Genomic DNA, 17,127 nt, shown 5'->3' with positions numbered 1-17,127 from the left:
GAACTTTCATCATGCAAGCGGTTTGATAGACTGGAATCATGCTAGGAAAGACCTACGACTCCCAGGTGTGCTCGATCGCGCGCTCACTCGAGCTGATCGGCGAACGCTGGAGTTTGCTGATCATTCGCGACGCCGTGTTCGTGGGCACCACGCGATTCACCGACTTCCAGCGCTCGCTCGGGGTGGCACCCAACATCCTCAAGGCCCGCCTCGACGGCTTCGTCGACGCGCGAATCATGCACCGCCGCAAATACAGTGATCAGCCCGAGATGTACGAATACCTGCTCACCGACAAGGGCCGAGCCCTCGCTCCGGCGTTGGTGGCGTTGACCGACTGGGGCGACCGCTGGGCCACCGACGGCGAACCCCCGATCCTGTACACCCACTCGACCTGCGGGCACCCGGTCGCCGCGCAGGTCGTCTGCGCGCACTGCGGCCCGGTCGATCCCGCCGACATCGGAGCCCGCCCCGGCCCCGGCATGCCGCCGGAACGACTGGCTCTGTTCCCAGATCCCGCCTGAGCATCGCCGCTGGGAGCCGGTGGGCCGGAATGCGGTTGTGTGACAAGGCCTCGGCCAATTTCCTGATCGCCGAGTCGGTGAGGTCGCAAACCCCGAGAAGAGCGCGCGTCCGGGTTCGGCGAATCACCTCATCAGGGTGAGGTAGCCAATAGTTCGCCAGCTTTATCGTGAGGTATGACAACCGGACAGACACACGATGAGCCCCCGGCCGACCCGGGTACGACGGTTTCGCGTCGAGGGGCGCTGCTGGGGGCCGCGGCGGCCGCGGTCACGGGAGCGGTGGTCGGGGGCGGCGCGGTTGCGGTGGACTCCTTACGCAGGGGCGGTGCCCCGGAGTCTGCCCCGGGCGGCGGTAGCCCCGTGTCCGGCCCCGACGGCCCGCCGGCCACTGCGTCGCCGACGTTCGTGTTTGTGCACGGCATGATCGGCAACAGCTTCTTCTGGACCCCGGTCGTTCGTGAACTCGCGTTGCTCGGCCACCGAAGCCTGCCGGTGGACCTGCCCGGCCACGGCCTCGATGCCTCGACGCCGTTGTCCTATCAGGCTCAGGACCTGGACGCCTACCTGAACGAACCGTCACCGATGGCGGCAATCACGTTGCAGGACAACGTCAACCATGTCATCGAGGTCGTGCGCCAGGCCCGCCGCCACGGACCGGTGATTCTTGTCGGACACAGCCTCGGAGGCATCACGATCGGCCAGGTCGCCAACGCGATCCCCGAGGCGATCGATCACCTGGTCTACCTCTCCGCGTTGTGCCCATCCACCGAGCAGGCCCCCAATGCCGTGGCTCTGCTCGAATCGCCCGAAGCATCGACAGGGGTTCCGGACTTCGACCGCGAAGCCCTGATCATGGAGGTGGACCCGGCCTCACGCGGGTTCCTGCGCTACAACCTGCGCTCGGCCGATCCCGCTGGCTTGGAGGACTTCAGGGTCGCGAACATGCCCGCGGGGACGATGGATCAACTGCTCGCGCTCCTCAATGTCGGTTTCCAACCCGAAGACGCGGCTCAACCCGCCCTCGCCGACGCACGCATCGACCCCGATACTTGGGGCCGGGTTCGGCACAGCTTCATCCGCCTCACGCAAGACAACCTCGTCCCCGAGGCCCTGGCCACCAAGATGATCACCGACGCCGACCGGCTGACCCCTGGCAACCGCTTCGATGTCCACTACCTCGACGCCGGACACATCGATCTGGTGTTCCACGCCCACGAACTCGCGTCGATCCTCGACAAGTTCGCCTGAACCGCAGTCGAATCCGCGGCCGGCTCGATCGAATCCCTTCGGGTGTTCGAGGGGCCGGCGCGCTGTGGCGGCGCGTGCGGGCCAAGGAAGAGATGGGCGGTCCACGATGGTGAGGGATCGAGAACAGCTCTTTCCTGCGGCGCCGAGATGAGGAACTGCCCGCGCCGCGCCGCTTCGCGCGCTGTTGATGCTGCGGACCGGCCCGCGGTGACGAACTCGTGTACGCCTCGCTGGTACAGACTTCTCATGGACGGGCCGGGCACCGTCGGTGCAGGACACATTCCCGCGGATCGGCCGCATCAGGTTCTCGGGGTGGCAGGGTAGGCGCGTGAGTCGGTACGCACCTCGGGAGTTCAAGTGCCATATCGTCGTACGACCGTCGACCGGGGGCACCTGGTGGCGCGTCGAGCACGCGGGGACCTGCGCGCAAATCATCTCCGCAATCGATGAGCTGGCGGTGCGGATCCGCCAGGACGCCCGCACCAAGACCGCGCATTCTGATGAGCTGTGGGAGGTCCCGGGCGAGTCGTTCTGGGATGACGGGCATCCGCTGGTGCTGTGGGAAGTGATGATTCCCTTGGCACACGCGGCCTCCGAGCTCCATGCCCAAGCCGCGTTGATTCGACGAAAAGTGGCCACCGGCGAACGAGCACTCAAGGGCTGGAACGTGTTCCGATAGATCGACCGGGTCGCGCGCGCTCGTCCGGCGTGGTGTGTCAGCCGAGGTCGCCGACCGCGGCGCGGGCATCACGGTACGCCAGCAGATGAGTCAGGAACGGATGCGTGGCTACTCGATCCAAGGCGCGCAGCGAGGCGGTGTCGGTGACCAGATCGGGAGTGGGCGGGAGCGCGAGCTCGTCGAACAGAGCCTGCTGTAGCTCACGTTCGGAATACAGGTCTACCTCGTGCCCGATCGCGTCCCAGGCCGCAGCCTGGCAGATGTCGCTGGGGGTCGGTGTACCGGCGCGGTACCGACTGGTGGACCTCTTCGACGATTCGAAATCGGCCATAGGTTCCATGTTTGCCCGCAACGGCCCACGCGGTCGTCTGCGACACACCCAACTACGGGTCGACATGTCGACGGTGGTCGCCGTCAGCGCCGAGCGATACGCGCACGCCGCTGAGTTCTGGGACGCCCGGCGCGGTCATTGTTCCAGCGGCTCCTATCGTCCGGTGCCGCGAGCAAGGCGCGCAGATATGCCCTGACCGAACGCCATCGGGCGGCGAGGATATTCGTCGTTGTGACGGTCATACGGTTGTCCTGACGCGGTGGACAAGGGTCTCGCCCCAGGTCTCGGAGAGGCACGTGGAGCGCGACCCTCGTATCGGCTCGGACACCCGGGCAGGCTCCATCGTGCGCCGACCGCTTCATCGCACACCACTGTCGGGCTCCCGCGCCAGCCCGACGGCTCGATCGTTGCCCAATCGCCATATCCTTCGAACTCGACGCGCGGTTGCCCGGTGGTGACCGCGATCGGAGAGATCGATGGGTTGACGGTCCCGTGGCTCGAGAGCGCGCTGGCCCGAGTTCTGCGCCAGGACCGACTGACCATCGTGGTGGGCTTGTCCGCGGTCATTTTTCTGGGGTCCAGCGGGCTCGCCGTGCTGGACCGATACATCAGAGCCTGTGCGCAGCCGCTACACGTGGTGGCCTGTTCCCCGCCTGTACTCCGGCCGATCGCGGTGACCGGAATGGCCGATGCCCCTCGGCGCGGCCCTGGCTGCACCGGTGCTCGGGGAACCCGGGCCAGGTCCGGACGAACCCGACGGGCGCACGACACCGCTCTGACCGCGGAGCGCCTCGTGGCGGTGCTGGATTGCACCCCGGATAACGGCGGAAGGAGCTGGTCGACATCGTGGGTGCCACCATCGCAGGCCCGTGACTGTGGGTGTGCCAAATAGGTGATCTGGGCCCGCGTCCGGTGCCGGACGCTCACGGGTCGGTGTCTGTGGTTCGCCAGGCTCACAAGGTGCGTGTTATTCGCCGGCGTTCTTCGACTGCGTGAGGTCACCCGCGGCCACGGGGTGGAATCCGGCATCGTCGATCAACGGGACTACCTGCGCTGCTGCGTCGGGGTCGTCGCTCCAGTAGCGCATGGTCGTGCGTTGTCCGCCCGCTTGGCCTGCTTGGCCGTCCGCGAGCAGGTCGGCGGCGAAGCGGTCTCCGAAGGTGCGGACCAAACGGACATCGCCCAGGCGGGTGAGCTGGTATTGCGGGCTGGTGAGCCCGTTGGGAATGGGCAGGGTGAGGAGTTGACCGTCCCGTTCGACGATCGGGTTGGACGGATCGATGACGATCTTGCCGCGCAACGCGTCGCCGTAGTCGCGCCCGATCTGCTCGAACGCGGGCCACCACACCGCGATGATGATTACCTCGGCCTCGGCGATCGCCCCCGCCGGGTCGGTCGCGATGGCGTGGTCGCCGAGGTCCGCGGCCAGCCGTTCTGGTCCGTTGGGGTCGGTGGCGCTGAGCAGTACCTGATCGCCTGCGGCGACCAGGAGCCGAGCCAGAGTGCCGCCGATGCGACCGGTTCCGATCAGTCCTACACGCATGTGTCTCTCTTCCCGAGAACAGTGTTTGCTGTGGACTTGCCAAATTCGGTTAGTGTACGACGCTCCCTGGGGGTTGAGGGGCACACAGACCTCCGCGAACCGCACGAGTTCGGTTGGATCGGACCGCGCGCGCCACACACTCGACAAGCTTTCCGGTCGGGCTTGTCCCGAGGTGAGGGCGGGTGCGTTCACCGCAAGCCTCGGTGCCGGGCGATGGCATCCACCCACACACCATCCGAACGTAGTGACCCGGACTCCGGAACGAAGCCGCGACGTCGGCGCCCTCCGCACGGTGTTAGCACCGGCGCGGCAATCCCGGGCGGTGCCGCCCTGAATCGGGTCCCGATGACCAGGGACCCGGTTGATGGTCGGGCGGTGTGTATTCGGCACGGAAGCGGGCACCTCCATCTGGGCAGGCACCGACGACATCACGTTTTCCGAATGACCAGGAGGCGACAGTGAAATTCGGATACACCCTGATGACGGAGCAGAGCGGCCCGCGTGAGCTGGTCCGCTACGCGGTCGCGGCCGAGGCGGCCGGTTTCGACTTCCTGGTCAGCAGCGACCACTACTCGCCGTGGCTCGCCGAGCAAGGGCACGCGCCGAACGCGTGGACCACCCTCGGCGCGGTCGCGCAGGCCACCCGCAACATCCCGTTCATGACCTACGTGACCTGCCCGACCCTGCGATACCACCCCGCGGTCGTCGCGCAGCAGGCCGCGACCCTGCAGATTCTGGCCGAAGGGCGCTTCACCCTCGGGCTCGGCAGCGGGGAGAGCCTCAACGAGCATGTAGTCGGCGCGGGCTGGCCGGGGCTGCAGGAGCGCCACGATCGGCTGGCCGAGGCCATCGGCATCATTCGCGCGTTGCATACGGGCGAGACGGTGGACCTGCACGGTCGCTGGTACCGGGTCGACGCCGCCAAGCTCTGGGATCTGCCACAGCGGCCGGTGCCGATCGCGGTCGCGGTCTCCGGCGCGAAGTCTGTTGACCTGTTCGCGCCTTTGGCCGACGAGATGGTCGGTACCGATCCGGATCCCGAAATCGTCCGGTCCTGGCAGCGCGCGCATGATTCGAGCATGCCGACCCGGGTGACCGGCCAGTTGCCGATCAGCTGGGACAGCGATCGAGACAAGGCGATCCACCGTGCACATGAGCAGTTCCGTTGGTCGGTCGGCAGCTGGGACGTGAACGCGAATCTGCCGACACCGGCTGGTTTCGCCGCCGCGACCGAATTCGTGCGTCCGCAGGACCTCGCCGAGTCGATTCCATGTGGACCGGACTTGGACGCTGTCGTCGAGGCGGTTCGTCCGTTCCGGGACGCGGGTTTCACGGACTTGGCGCTGGTACAGATCGGAGATGACCAGCAGGACCGTTTCCTTGCCGAGGTCGCTGCCCCGCTGCTGACCAGACTTCGGGCGGCCGAGCACGATGCCTGACCCTCTGGGCGGTCGGTTCGTGCCTGTGAGGAGTGAACCACGACGCAACACTCGATACCGGACCCTCTTCGCGCGAACGGAAGACGGTGGTGGCCGTGGTGCAGAAGATCTCCGAGGCAGGGGCCTGCGCCGATCTGGGCGGCGCTCGCTGTCGATGTGGACGGGGTCCGGTGGTCGAGGTGATCACCGCACCCCGTCCACACCCGGTTGACTCGGTGCGGGTTCGGATCCGCTGTGCAACGGCGCTGTCGGTGCTGTCGGTTCCGAGGGGCCCGTCCGCGGGCACCCTTGCACGGTCGTGCGCGTGAGATCGGTGATGACCGCGGCGACATCGCCGCCTTCGCGAAATACCGCACGTTGCCGCTGTGCACCGTTGCCGACCTGTAGGACCCCTGCCAGGGTGTCGGCGACGAACGATTGCGCGCCAAGGCTTTCCAGTGCGGGAGTGAGGTAGTCGACCAGGTCGGACACCAGCGAGGCCGCGGGCATGACCCGGCGGGTACGAGGATCGAGACCTTTTCCGTCGAGACCGTAACGTGCGGCGTTCCAGTAGGCGGCTCGTAGTACCTCCGCAGGAACCGCCGGTGCGCGCGCACCGCGAGCGAGCTCGGTGCAGGCGGTGGCGACGGTTGCTCGGATCAACGTGGCCAGCAGGGCGGATTCGGCGACGGTGGCGGGAATGTCGCTGATCCGGACTTCGATCGTGGGAAACGATTCCGAGGGCCGGATGTCCCAATACACCATCTTCGTATCGAGGATGCTGCCGCTCGAGATCATCAGATCGACCAGCGCGCCGTAGTCGGCGACGGACTCGAAGTAGGGTGGGGGGCCCGCGCTCGGCCAGCGATGCCACAGAATGCTGCGCCAGCTCGCGTACCCGGTGTCACGGCCGCGATAGATCGGCGAGTTGGCGGTCAACGCCAGATAGACCGGGAGCCATGGGCGCAGGTAGTTGCTGATCTGCAACGCTGTGTCCTTGTCGGGCACCCCGACATGCACGTGGCAGCCGCACAGGCCCTGTTCGCCGGCCAGCATCCCGAAACGATCGGCGATGCGCCGATAGCGCGGGGTGTCGGTGACCGGAAATTCCTCCGGCTCGGTGGGAGGCACACCCACAGCGAGCAGTCGTGCGTGGTTGCGACGCGCGCAGTCCGCGGCCCCACCGCGCAGCGCCGCGAGCTGGGACAGCAGCGAGTAGGTGTCGGTGTGGACACTCGTACTGGTTTCGACCTGACACCGGGTCAGTTCCAACTGCAGCGCCAGACCCGACTCGCGCGCCGTGCGGGCGACATCGGCATTCTTGGGGACGGGGACGCCCGTGCTCGGGTCGACCAGAAGGAATTCCTCTTCGACGCCGAAGGTCACCTCTTCCGCCTTCGTCACGGGGACGACCTTTCTCGAGCATCACCTGCGGACGAACGCTTTCACGATCGGAGATGCCCGGCGCGCGTGCGCGTAAACGACCGCGCACCCCTGGCAGCATCATCGGCCGTCCTGGCTGCGCGAACTGCCCGATCCTGGATCGCTGCCGAATAGCGGTGCAAGGTCGGGGTACGTCCCACACAGGGGCATTCTCGTCATTGTCGGGATCGCGGTGACCACAGTGGCGCAGCTTTCATCGTCACCGGCGCGCAAGGGTGGCCGTGCCGACGAAGACTCCACAGCATTGAACCGGTTGCGCATCCATTGCGACAGTGGCGAGGTGACTGGTTGTTCTGACGCTTCGGCCACGCTCACCGGGCACGTCAGAGCCTCGCCCCGCCTCGATCCGGGTGAGAGCACATGGTCGAACCCGGGGCCGGATCGCCCGTGTGTCCCACAGCTTCGTCTCCACCGGCGGGCGTGGTAGAAAAATCTGGATGGGTGTGAGGCCGAGTCCTGCCGGACTCGCGTCTGTGGCGCTCGAACCGAACGGGCGCGCGAGGATGCCGGAGAAGGGGCCCCGATGAACGGGACAGATCCCACACAATTGCTCGAGATCCAGGCTCACACACATGGCCAGGTCCATGTTGTGTCCGCGACCGGTGAGGTCGATGTGCTGTCCGCGCCGCTGCTCGAGCGCGGTATACGGCAAGTACTGCGCGCGGACCCGCCCACCGTGGTGGTGGACTTGTCCCGGGTGGCGTTCCTGGGCTCGGCAGGGCTCGCGGTGCTGGCCTCCTGCGTTCAGGAGTGCCCACTGCACGTGGTGGCCTCACCCGCGGTGCAGCGCCCGATCCAGGTCACCGGCTTGCACACCGTCCTGCAGGTCCACGACACACTCGCCGAGGCTCTCGACGCCGCGCGAGCGTGAACCAGCCCCCGCAGTCGGGATCAGGCGGCTCGGGGACCGGTATCAAACGCCTGGCCTCGAAGAGTGGTCAGGATGCGGGACAGCAGGGGTGAGACCTGCATCTTTGTGCGACGCTCGGGTCCTTGCCGATCTGAGTCTGGGTCATGTTCTTGCCGTAGCGCATGTTCAGGATTTGGCGCTCTGATTCGGGCCGTGTGGCGATGCGCGGTCCGATGCTACGTGTGTCAGTGTTCGTGCGCGACAACAGCACTAGTCGGACATTCGCGACAGATTTGCTGAATGATGTTTGGGGGGTGTGGTTCGGGGTTATTCATGGCGCTGGAGTCTTCTGCCCGGTCAGGGGCGACGGTGCGGGTGAATCGGTCGTATGCCCAAGCGACCCTTCACCTGTGCCGCGACGGCGGGAACTCCAGCGGATACGCGCCCCTGGCGGGAGCCACCCAACTTCTACATTGCTCCCGCCAGGGGCCGCCCTGTCAATGAGCGATTCCGGGTGATGGACCTCGACGAGGAGGGTGTGTGGTGGATTGTTCCCGCACCAGCGCGAATCTGCACAAGCTCGCGGCGCAGGTGCTGGCCCGGTACGGCAGTATCGACGCCTTTTGCGCGCACCTGTACCTGATGTTGGACTACCCGACCACCGAGCTTCCGGCGACCGGGCACCCGAGACCAGGGGGTGAGTCGGCCTCGACCGACCCTGCCGAAGGTCTCGGTTCCACCCGCCGCTGCCGGTAGTCGAGGCCCGAGCGGTCGAGGTTCAGCGGTTCTCGGTGACGGTGGTGTCGGGGTGACGACGGCTGGTATCGGGTGTGACGAAGTGTCCGCTGATCGCGGAGCGATCTCGCCGGTTGTCGCCGTCGTGGGGTTCGTTCTCTCCGAGCGTGGTCCTCGGGTTCTCGCGTGCGGTTTCCTCGCTCACGTATTCCCCGGTCTCAGCGGATCGGTGACTTTTCTCGGGCACGATGTCCTCCTCGGGTCGGTGGATCCGGTCGGATCTGCGGTGTGATCTCGGGGTACCTCGATATCGAACGGTCAACCGTGCCGGCCCAAGGCGGTCGGCGTCGCCCGCTCGCCGGCGCGCTGACACGTGCAGGGCGCGGGCGCAACGTCTCGGGCCCGCGGATCCGGTAGATATCGGAGGTATCGCGGAGCGCGCCCGCGCGTTCGGGGCCGGGATCGCGTGAGATCTGCGTTGCTGTACGAACGGTTCAGGGGTGCAGCGCGGTCCAGGTGGCCGCGAACCAGCCCATCTCGTGGGATCGATCCGGGCGGGCTGTTGCCCAAATGTCTTGTCGGGGAGCAGAAGTCCAGAGAGTCGGGTCAGTCCGCGCTCAGCGGTACGGCGAGGTTTGGAGCGGGTGTTCGCGGCAATTACCCACGCATACCCGTCTGCGGGGCTGGTTGCTTCACCGAAAGGCCTGTCATGACAACCACTTCCACTTCACGCGGTCAGCGCCGTCGCCGAGCCGGAGACGCCGCACGCGCCAGGATTCGTGGATTCATCGGTGAGTTGGTTGCCGCCGGGGTTCGCCCGACCCAGCATTTCCATGGCGCGAGCACACGTCGGCGGGCCTCGATCACGGTGGTCGGCTGGAGCGTGGGTGGGTGCCGAGGCTTGGTGGGCGGCTGCGGACCCGGTTGCGAACTGGTCGTGACCACGAACGCGAACCTGGTCGTGATGTGTCAACAGCCCGGACGCCAGCGCCTCACACGTCCGCGTCCGCGCTATGTGGATGTGGCGAGCTTCCCGGGCCTGAACGAGGTCTTGGCCCTCGGACGATCAACGCTGTTACCGCGCCCGCTGGCGGTCTGAACCCCCGCGGTGCCTGGTTCGCCCACATCGTCCCCCGACTGCACAGAAACTTTCCTTGCCTTCACCAGCGTCGATGCGTGGATATGGGCGGAACGTACCCGGCGATCACGGTTTCATAACCAGCACCCAGGATAACCAGCGAACATGATCAGCCCTACCGCGCGTTACCGATTCGCTCGTTCCCGGACCGATCTGACCACCGCCGCGCTCACCGCGCTGACCTGCCTGGTGCTGTTCCTCGGTCTGGCCGCACTCACCGGCTCCTACACCACGGCCACCGCGGGAGGACTCGGCCTGGGCATCGCGGTCGTGCTCGCAGTCAAGATGACGGCTCTGCCCGGCCGCCCGCGCCCGGTTTAACCGACAGCTTCCCTGCGACACCAGTACCGCCGAGACGGCCGGCGCGAGCCATCTATCGGGCGGATGGTCTTCTCGCCGAAACGAAGACCCCATCGGTTCGGTGAAGAACGCGTTGACGAACCATGAGCCGGTGAGCCTCACCCGATCGATCGCGAGCTGTCGTGGTCACCGCTCGCATGATCGCTCCCGTGCGCCGCGTTGTGACCACTTGAGCTCCCTTGCCGCTACACCCGCACTGCGTGGACCGGGCAGCGGATGGGCAGGGAAGCGGGGATTCTCGGAAATCCGTGACAAGCCGTCCAGGTGGGCGGTCAGCGCGTGCTCGCGCCCGCGGGCATGAGAGGTACTACCGTCGTCTCGTATGGCTGACAGGGAGATTGTGGTGTCGGTGACCGAGCAGGACTGGGAGGCGCTCGCTGAAGCCGCTGACACGGCGGGAATGAGTGTGCAGGACTACATCTGCTGGTGTGTGCGGATTGTGACCGCGCGCTCACGTTCGGGCACCCAGTCGCGGCGGGCCGACTACGGCGATTCGTTCGTCACCCGACCGCCGTCCGGCGATGAGCTCGAATCGGAGTCCCAGGCGTGGACCGAGACATTCGCCGAGAGACTGTCCCACCGAACGGAGCGGACTCCGCATCGTCGCTGAACGGTCCAGGGCGAGAGAGTCGATTCCAGATCCGGATTCGCGTGCGGCACGACCCACATGGCCGCGTGATTCCACGGCGTTCGCGGCGGCTCGGACACTGACGGGCGTCCCCGAAGCCGAGCCGCGGCGGGCGTCGTTGCCGTCGGTCGCGGTTACCTGGAACGCGACGGACACGGTCGATGTCGGCGACCGGTAACATCTCGAGGGTCATCCGATCCCAGTTCCTGGGAGGCCGCCCCGCGCGTCAGGGGAGTTGAGCGTCTCGATGTTTGCGGACTTTGGTGAGATTGCCGCAACGCTCCATCGAGCACCATCGGCGGCGGCCCGGGCGTGAGCTGTCGACGAACAGGAGCCCGCAATCGTCGGCGGCGCAGATCCGGATCCTGTCCGCCAGCGGGCTGGTGAACAGGTCGATGGCGTCGCGCGCGAGAGTCGACAGCGCCGCTCGAGCGGACGGTGCGGTGTAGGTGCGGGTGCGGTCGGTGTCGAGCACGGGAACCAGGGGCGGTGCGGCGGCGGCTGTGTTCACCGCCGAGATATCTTCGGGCCGTGGGGGATTGCCGGTAGCGAGCCCGTAGGCGATGTGTGTGACGGCTGTGCGCAGGGCGCGCAGCGCGGTCAGATCCGCTGGGGTGGCGGATACCTCGTCGAGTTCGAGAAGGACGCAGATCCATCGTCGGAGGTCATCGACGGTGTGCACGAGCTCCCACGCGGCCAGTTCCCCGTCACCGCCGGTGTGTACGAAATCCAGTGCGGCGTGGCCGCTTCTGAACCGGCGGCGCAGTGCGGGTGGAAGTTCCGCTCGGGATTGCATGAAACTAGTTTAACTGGTTACAGTCGGTTCATGGCAATCGCGACGCACATCAATCCCGAGACCATGCACAACAATCCGGCCTTCACTCAAGCGGTGCGGGTTCGGGCGGGCGCGGACCTGATCTACGTCGGAGGCCAGAACGGCCTCGACGCCGACGGGCACCTGGCAGGACCGGATGTCGAATCCCAATCCCGGCAGGCGCTGGCCAATCTTCAGGCCTGCCTGGCGGCCTCGGGGGCCACGATCGAGGACGTGGTGAAGTGGACGATCCTCATCGTCGACGGCCATGACGTGCGCGCGGGGTTCGCGGCCTTCCAGCAGGTGTGGGGGCAGCGCCCCAACCCGCCCGCCATCACCGTGGCCAAGGTCGCCGGACTGGCGGTACCCGGCGCGCTGGTCGAAATCGACGCTGTCGCGGCGGTATCGGAGTAGACCCCGTCGAGCCGCCCGGGCCCGAACCTCGTCGATGCGGCCAGCGCGCGGTACAGGGTGGCCGGTGGTGGCCGGTGTCCCGGCTTCAGGGCCACCGGATGCGGTCGCCGGCGGGGACTTCCTCGATCCGCACGTACCCGAACCGGGGCGGGTACAACGCGGTGCGGGTGCCGCGTGCGGCCCACCACGAACTCACCGCCACCATCACAAATCCCGCCGTGACCGCCAGTACCGGCGTCGCGATGATCAGCAGCACGCTCATGAGCGTCGTTCTTCCGGGAGAGATCTCCCGCCACCCTGCGGCCATACCGCGCGAATACCCGGAAAGGTTCTGCCCCAACACATCTGGACCTGTGGTCTATTCCACAGGGTCCGGGTGCTCGTGCACGGTCAGCAGCAGATGGTCGAACCGGGTGCGCTGACGCGGTGACCCGCCACCGACGTCGCTCATCCCGGCCAAGAGTTTGCGGGCCAGGTCACGGAGTTTGGTGTTGGTTTCCTGTGACCGCCACCGCAAGACGTCGAAGGCCTGATCGGCGGTGACCGAGTACATGACCATGAGTACGCCTTTGGCCTGCTCGATCGCCGCGCGGTCCTTGACCATCTCGGACATCGTTTCCTCGATGACGACCTGCCGATCGTAGGCGCGATCGGCGGTGAGGTCGATGTAGTAGCCGCTGGTCCCGACGGTAGTGCCGGTGGCGTCGTGCAGCCGATCCGCCACGACCAGGACGTGGTGGACCTCGCCATTGGTGTCGATGATCCGGTGCCGACTCGAGAACGCCTCGCCCTCGTGTACCGCGGTCGCGAGAGCGTCCGCGACGTGCGGTCGGTCCTGCGGATGTTTGTGTGAGAGCAACAGTTCGGTGGTGGGTGACACCTCGCCGGGAGTGTAACCGTGCAGGATCGCGACCTGGTCGGACCACTGCCAGCGCTGATCGGCGAACCAGAACCAGAACCGGCCCACCGATTCTGGACTCCATCCGATCATGTCAGCGACAGCCGCGGTCGAGGAGACAGGCCCACCCAGTTCGGTCACCGACTCATTATCTTCCAGGCATCGGCTGAGATGGACCGGCCTGTCACCAGCGGGGCTAGGGACACTGAAGCGGTCGACTGGTCGAGTTCGGTCTCGACTAGTCCGATGCGGTAGCGACACTCGCCCAATTCCGGTGGTCGGACGGTGACGGTACCTACGATCTTTGGGTGGGTACACCCGAGCTGGTTCTGGAGTACATCGACACCTTGAGATGGCCCGCCCTGGTGTGTGGAGTCGTCCTGCTGTTCCGAGAACGCTTGGGCAGCCTGATCGATCGGATCAAGAAGGTCGACCTCACCGGCCCCGGCAACACGCGGGTGGTTCTGGAGACCAGTGTGGGCGAAGCCGTGGAGCGAGTTCGGGAAATCACAGTCCAGCAGCCGAAGGTTCTGGAGACCGCTGAGCACATCGACCTCGATCATCAGATGCCCTCGGTCAGTGGCGAGCAGCTCTCGGTACGGGTGAGTCCGGATGTGTACGCGTTGACCGAATGCTCGCCCGCAGACATCGCGCGGTTCGAGCGAGAGATCATCCAGCTCGCCGATCTGGACTACGGGGACGTGGCCATGACGGTGGTGCCGGCGGACTCGGTACAGGGGATCTTCGCTCTGGCGCAGTCGATCCTGTCCTCTGCGACTCCATCTTTCTGGGGAACGACGCTGTGGCCGGGGTGCCCGGCCGATCTTCGGGAAACCTATGCGGAGATGGCCAGAACCTCTGCGGTGGCGGCCGCGGCGCCGGACACCGTGAGCTTCGCAACCGCCAAGGAGTTTTTGGAGTTGGTGCAGCTGTGGGGCAAGAAGTACGCGGGCTTCGTCGACAGTGCGATTCGAGCGTTCCGGGCGCTGCCCGACGGGGCGCAGATCCACCTGCTGAGAGAAGTGTAGGGCGTCGATCGTCCTGTGCCCCGCGACTATTCGGTGCACCAGCCCGCGCCCAGTTGGCGACATCCACCCTGAGCACACACGCCCGCTGCATCGCACGCGGCGGGCCGCTTCAGGTCACCGCGTGCCGGTGGTGGCCTGTTACCTCGGAATGCGAACCTCCGGCGAGCGAACCGGCGCTCGGTTCGACCATGTCTCATTACGTTCACGCGAGTCTCGCTCCTCGTCGCGCGCATGGAGCGCGGCGAGTTCTTTCGACCGCGGCCGCGGTGAGCAGGCGTTCGTTTGAGGGGGTACCCGCGCGGCCGAGCACTGTTGCAGGGTGTGCCACATCGACTGTGCTCCACCTTCGGTACGCGGTCCCGGCCAAGTGCCCCGGCCATAGCCGAGGATCCGGTTGGCTGGCCTCCGGGCGCTGTGGTCGAACATCCGGCGTGCACCGGGCAGGGGAGAAGGGCCGTCCACGAGGGCGATTGAACTGAGGGATCGAGAACAGCCCTTGCTCCGAGCCTGTCCGTCCACCTGCGGGCGCATGACCGGACAGGACTGTGATCTTCTCGCGGGCCGGCCACGCACTGCCAGGACACCACTCATAGCCCGACTCATACCGTGCTCGCTACCACCTGCGGTGCGGTGTCCTCCACGATCGAATCGTTAGTCATAGACGTCTAACAATGTGGGAGCATGATGCGCGGTCGTTGTCGCCGAACCGGGTCCGAGGCGGCCCCGCGCTGGTGCTCTGCATGCGGATGCCCGTAGGTGCGCGGCGGTCGGTTGGGACAGGAGGACATCGGTGGTATCGGGGCAAGGATCGGACACGGCGTTCGCGAAAGCTCTGCTCGAGCGCGCGTACCCGGCCGCGACGACGGCCGACGGGCAGCAGGACGCGGACCCGGTCCGCACGCGCATCCTCGACGCGGCGGGGGAACAGTTCCGGCGCTGGGGAGTTCAGCGCTCGACGATGGAGGATGTCGCCCGCCTGGCGGGCGTTTCCCGCGTGACGGTCTACCGCCGGTTCGCGTCCAAGGACGATCTGGTCGAGCAGGTCATCGTGCGCGAGTTCGGTCGGTACTTCGACCGGTTCCTCATCGAGGTCGCCGAGGCGAACACCCCGGGCGAACGCGTGGTCCGGGGTTTCGTCGGCTCCCTGCGCGCGCTGCGCGCGAACCCGTTGATCGGCACCATGATCGGCGTCGACGCCGACCGGCTCGATCCCTCGCACATCGGCCGTCCCGGGCACATGATCGCCGTGGTTCGAGAGTTCGTCGTCCTGCAGTTGGCCCGGGAACAGCGCGCCGGCGCGATCTGCCCTGATGTGCGTATCGACATGGTCGCCGAGGTGATGGTCCGGATCTGCGCCTCGTTCCTGGCGATCCCGAGCCAGGTCGTCGACATCGACGACGATGAGCAGCTGGCGATGCTCGCCCGCGATTTCCTCGTCCCGATGCTGTTGCCGGGCAACGACTCCGAACGCACGCAACGCGCTTGACCCTACCTGATCCGGTGCACCTTACGGTCTTCGCGCAAGCAGCACGGTAAGTGACCGTGTCTTGCGGTGGTCGAAGCCATCGGCCTGTGAGCATCGCTGCCCGTGCACGCGAAGTATCCAGGGCGCCAGGTGCGGTCACGGACCTGTCTGGTGTTTGGGTGCGTGGTCACAGCCCGAACTCCGGGCGCCCGGGTGTCAGTGTTGAAAGTGCTGCGCTGCGATATCGACGTTGGTCGAGCGGTACGCCTGATCGACCGATCCCCTCGCGCGGTCGTGCTCGGGGTGAGGGGGAGTTCACCGTCGTCGTTCGACTGCTGATCGGGCCGCTTCACGGGGTTTCGCAGTCGCGCGCGATCAACGCCGCGTGCAGGTATTGCTGGGAAGCGGGTCGGGTCGCGTCCAAGCCGACCAGGTCGTGCACGCGTTTGAGCCTGTAGTCGACGGTGTTCGCGTGTACACCCAACATGTGCGCGGTGCGCTGACGATTGAGGTGATTGCCGAGATGTACACGCAGGGTGTGCATCAGCTCGGGATGGTCGGCGAGCGGATCGAGCAGCGCGGCCAGCGAGTCGCGGGCTTGCCCGGGCCTGGTGAGCTGGTACTCCAGCGCGAGATCGTGGAATCGGTAGAGCCGGGGCGGGCGGTGTAGGCGCTGGATGACATCGAGGAGTTCGTGTGCAAGTTCGGCCGCCGCGGGAACACTCGCGGGGGCTGCGGTGATGACGGCAGCTGTCAGGGGAGCGTGCGCGGCGTTCGACAGCGCGGTCACCAGATCCTGCATACCGCTGTGTTGGAAGTCCGCGCACGGCAACAGGATCGTTCCGCCGTCGGTGCTCAGGATCGACAGCGCGAGCTCACCACACTGTTCGACGAGTTCGGCGCGGACTCGGCGCAGCCGGTACGCCAGGGCCTGCGGGCAGTCCTGGCCCGGGAGGGGAGGCATGGACATGGCCAGCACCGAATACTGCGTGGCGATCGCGATACCGAGTTCGCGGGCCATCGCCGCGGTGGGCCGTCCGCCCAGCAGTGCGGCGGTCACCGTCCGTGCGGCGGCGTCGTGCGCGGTGCCGGGATTGCGTATGTTCCCGGCGTAGGCCGTGGAAATGATCGTGGTCACGGCCTCGAGAACCTCGACCATGACCGTGCAGCTGTGGGTGAACGCGGCGACATCGGCGGGGTCGACCGATCCGGCGTGGGGTGTCTCACCCCAGGTCGGCATCGGCCATCGCTCGGTCGCGGACTGCACCACCAGGGTGAATCCGGCGCGGAACGCTTCGTGCACCGTGCGCAGGACGCCGCTCACCGGCACTCCCGCCCGGACCCAACGAGTCGCGATGTCGCGTAGCTGATCCGCCAGACCCGGCGCGTTGGTCCCGTCGAGTCTGCTGACCGCCAGCTCGAGACAGAGGCGAGTGAATTCCGTGGTGGCGTCGCGGCCCGGCAACGCCCGACACGGGCCGGAGTGCTCGGTGAAGTGGCGAACCATCTCCCGGGACAGTGCGTGGACATCGCGTAGCGGCGTCGACACCGGGTGTCCGGAGATGGCGAGAAGGCTTGCGCCGGTGTTGAAAACGGTCATGGGATGGTCCTTGC

19 protein-coding genes are annotated in these 17,127 nt (G+C 66.6%); 12 read left to right on the top strand and 7 right to left on the bottom strand.

Translation table 11 applies throughout. From position 1 onward, the window contains the following. Positions 1 to 38: 38 nt before the first annotated feature. The 3 genes from ACWIGI_RS37700 (at position 39) to ACWIGI_RS37690 (ending at position 2,448) form a co-directional block, all read left to right on the top strand. A complete protein-coding gene (locus ACWIGI_RS37700) occupies positions 39 to 521 on the top strand; it encodes a winged helix-turn-helix transcriptional regulator (RefSeq protein ID WP_454208378.1) in 483 nt (160 codons plus the stop codon). 360 nt (positions 522 to 881) lie between these two features. Then, a complete protein-coding gene (locus tag ACWIGI_RS37695) occupies positions 882 to 1,769 on the top strand; it encodes an alpha/beta fold hydrolase (protein WP_454208377.1) in 888 nt (295 codons plus the stop codon). 328 nt (positions 1,770 to 2,097) lie between these two features. After that, on the top strand, positions 2,098 to 2,448 hold the full coding sequence (locus ACWIGI_RS37690) for a hypothetical protein (protein WP_454208376.1): 351 nt from the start codon (positions 2,098 to 2,100) through the stop codon (positions 2,446 to 2,448). A 37-nt stretch (positions 2,449 to 2,485) separates the two neighbouring features. Here ACWIGI_RS37690 and ACWIGI_RS37685 read toward each other — a convergent pair whose 3' ends face one another. After that, positions 2,486 to 2,779, bottom strand: coding sequence for a hypothetical protein (locus ACWIGI_RS37685; protein ID WP_454208375.1), 294 nt, complete (start codon positions 2,777 to 2,779; stop codon positions 2,486 to 2,488). 259 nt (positions 2,780 to 3,038) lie between these two features. On the opposite strand from ACWIGI_RS37685, the gene ACWIGI_RS37680 reads away from it, so the two are divergent. Further along, positions 3,039 to 3,671, top strand: coding sequence for an STAS domain-containing protein (locus ACWIGI_RS37680; protein WP_454208374.1), 633 nt, complete (start codon positions 3,039 to 3,041; stop codon positions 3,669 to 3,671). 75 nt (positions 3,672 to 3,746) lie between these two features. Here ACWIGI_RS37680 and ACWIGI_RS37675 read toward each other — a convergent pair whose 3' ends face one another. Further along, positions 3,747 to 4,322 (bottom strand): NADPH-dependent F420 reductase, encoded by a 576-nt coding sequence (locus tag ACWIGI_RS37675; RefSeq protein WP_454208373.1) that lies wholly within the window; start codon positions 4,320 to 4,322, stop codon positions 3,747 to 3,749. Positions 4,323 to 4,801: 479 nt separating this feature from the next. Between ACWIGI_RS37675 and ACWIGI_RS37670 the strand changes: the two genes are divergently transcribed. Further along, a complete protein-coding gene (locus ACWIGI_RS37670) occupies positions 4,802 to 5,761 on the top strand; it encodes a TIGR03557 family F420-dependent LLM class oxidoreductase (RefSeq protein ID WP_454208397.1) in 960 nt (319 codons plus the stop codon). 183 nt (positions 5,762 to 5,944) lie between these two features. Here the strand turns inward: ACWIGI_RS37670 and ACWIGI_RS37665 are convergent, their stop codons facing one another. Next, positions 5,945 to 7,144, bottom strand: coding sequence for a carboxylate-amine ligase (locus tag ACWIGI_RS37665; RefSeq protein WP_454208372.1), 1,200 nt, complete (start codon positions 7,142 to 7,144; stop codon positions 5,945 to 5,947). A gap of 562 nt (positions 7,145 to 7,706) precedes the next feature. Between ACWIGI_RS37665 and ACWIGI_RS37660 the strand changes: the two genes are divergently transcribed. The 4 genes from ACWIGI_RS37660 to ACWIGI_RS37645 all read left to right on the top strand — a co-directional run bounded on the left by ACWIGI_RS37660 (position 7,707) and on the right by ACWIGI_RS37645 (position 10,876). Next, positions 7,707 to 8,054 (top strand): STAS domain-containing protein, encoded by a 348-nt coding sequence (locus tag ACWIGI_RS37660; protein ID WP_454208371.1) that lies wholly within the window; start codon positions 7,707 to 7,709, stop codon positions 8,052 to 8,054. Positions 8,055 to 8,573: 519 nt separating this feature from the next. Continuing rightward, complete coding sequence (locus ACWIGI_RS37655) at positions 8,574 to 8,789, top strand: hypothetical protein (protein ID WP_454208370.1); 216 nt, start codon at positions 8,574 to 8,576, stop codon at positions 8,787 to 8,789. A 1,222-nt stretch (positions 8,790 to 10,011) separates the two neighbouring features. After that, positions 10,012 to 10,227 carry a hypothetical protein gene (locus ACWIGI_RS37650; protein ID WP_454208369.1) on the top strand — a complete coding sequence of 72 codons (216 nt, stop codon included), beginning with the start codon at positions 10,012 to 10,014 and terminating at the stop codon, positions 10,225 to 10,227. Positions 10,228 to 10,588: 361 nt separating this feature from the next. Beyond that, positions 10,589 to 10,876 (top strand): hypothetical protein, encoded by a 288-nt coding sequence (locus tag ACWIGI_RS37645; protein ID WP_454208368.1) that lies wholly within the window; start codon positions 10,589 to 10,591, stop codon positions 10,874 to 10,876. A 244-nt stretch (positions 10,877 to 11,120) separates the two neighbouring features. On the opposite strand, the gene ACWIGI_RS37640 is transcribed toward ACWIGI_RS37645, so the two are convergent. Then, positions 11,121 to 11,690: a CGNR zinc finger domain-containing protein gene (locus tag ACWIGI_RS37640; RefSeq protein ID WP_454208366.1), complete on the bottom strand. Its 570-nt coding sequence runs from the start codon at positions 11,688 to 11,690 to the stop codon at positions 11,121 to 11,123. Between the two features lie 30 nt (positions 11,691 to 11,720). Here ACWIGI_RS37640 and ACWIGI_RS37635 point away from each other — a divergent pair, with 30 nt between their 5' ends. Continuing rightward, the gene (locus tag ACWIGI_RS37635) at positions 11,721 to 12,122 is read left to right on the top strand and encodes a RidA family protein (protein WP_454208365.1); all 402 of its coding nucleotides are present in this window, start codon (positions 11,721 to 11,723) and stop codon (positions 12,120 to 12,122) included. A gap of 85 nt (positions 12,123 to 12,207) precedes the next feature. Here ACWIGI_RS37635 and ACWIGI_RS37630 read toward each other — a convergent pair whose 3' ends face one another. After that, on the bottom strand, positions 12,208 to 12,384 hold the full coding sequence (locus ACWIGI_RS37630) for a hypothetical protein (RefSeq protein WP_454208364.1): 177 nt from the start codon (positions 12,382 to 12,384) through the stop codon (positions 12,208 to 12,210). 96 nt (positions 12,385 to 12,480) lie between these two features. Continuing rightward, on the bottom strand, positions 12,481 to 13,161 hold the full coding sequence (locus ACWIGI_RS37625; RefSeq protein WP_454208363.1) for a PAS and ANTAR domain-containing protein: 681 nt from the start codon (positions 13,159 to 13,161) through the stop codon (positions 12,481 to 12,483). Between the two features lie 257 nt (positions 13,162 to 13,418). Here ACWIGI_RS37625 and ACWIGI_RS37620 point away from each other — a divergent pair, with 257 nt between their 5' ends. Both ACWIGI_RS37620 and ACWIGI_RS37615 read left to right on the top strand, forming a co-directional pair. Continuing rightward, the gene (locus ACWIGI_RS37620; RefSeq protein ID WP_454208362.1) at positions 13,419 to 14,048 is read left to right on the top strand and encodes a hypothetical protein; all 630 of its coding nucleotides are present in this window, start codon (positions 13,419 to 13,421) and stop codon (positions 14,046 to 14,048) included. A gap of 790 nt (positions 14,049 to 14,838) precedes the next feature. After that, positions 14,839 to 15,534: a TetR/AcrR family transcriptional regulator gene (locus ACWIGI_RS37615; protein ID WP_454208361.1), complete on the top strand. Its 696-nt coding sequence runs from the start codon at positions 14,839 to 14,841 to the stop codon at positions 15,532 to 15,534. 328 nt (positions 15,535 to 15,862) lie between these two features. Here the strand turns inward: ACWIGI_RS37615 and ACWIGI_RS37610 are convergent, their stop codons facing one another. Continuing rightward, positions 15,863 to 17,113, bottom strand: a complete 1,251-nt coding sequence (locus tag ACWIGI_RS37610) for a PucR family transcriptional regulator (protein WP_454208360.1) — start codon at positions 17,111 to 17,113, stop codon at positions 15,863 to 15,865. Between the last annotated feature and the right edge of the window lie 14 nt (positions 17,114 to 17,127).

The organism is Nocardia sp. NPDC055321 (assembly GCF_053645575.1).
This window is presented reverse-complemented; position numbering and strand designations above follow the sequence as displayed.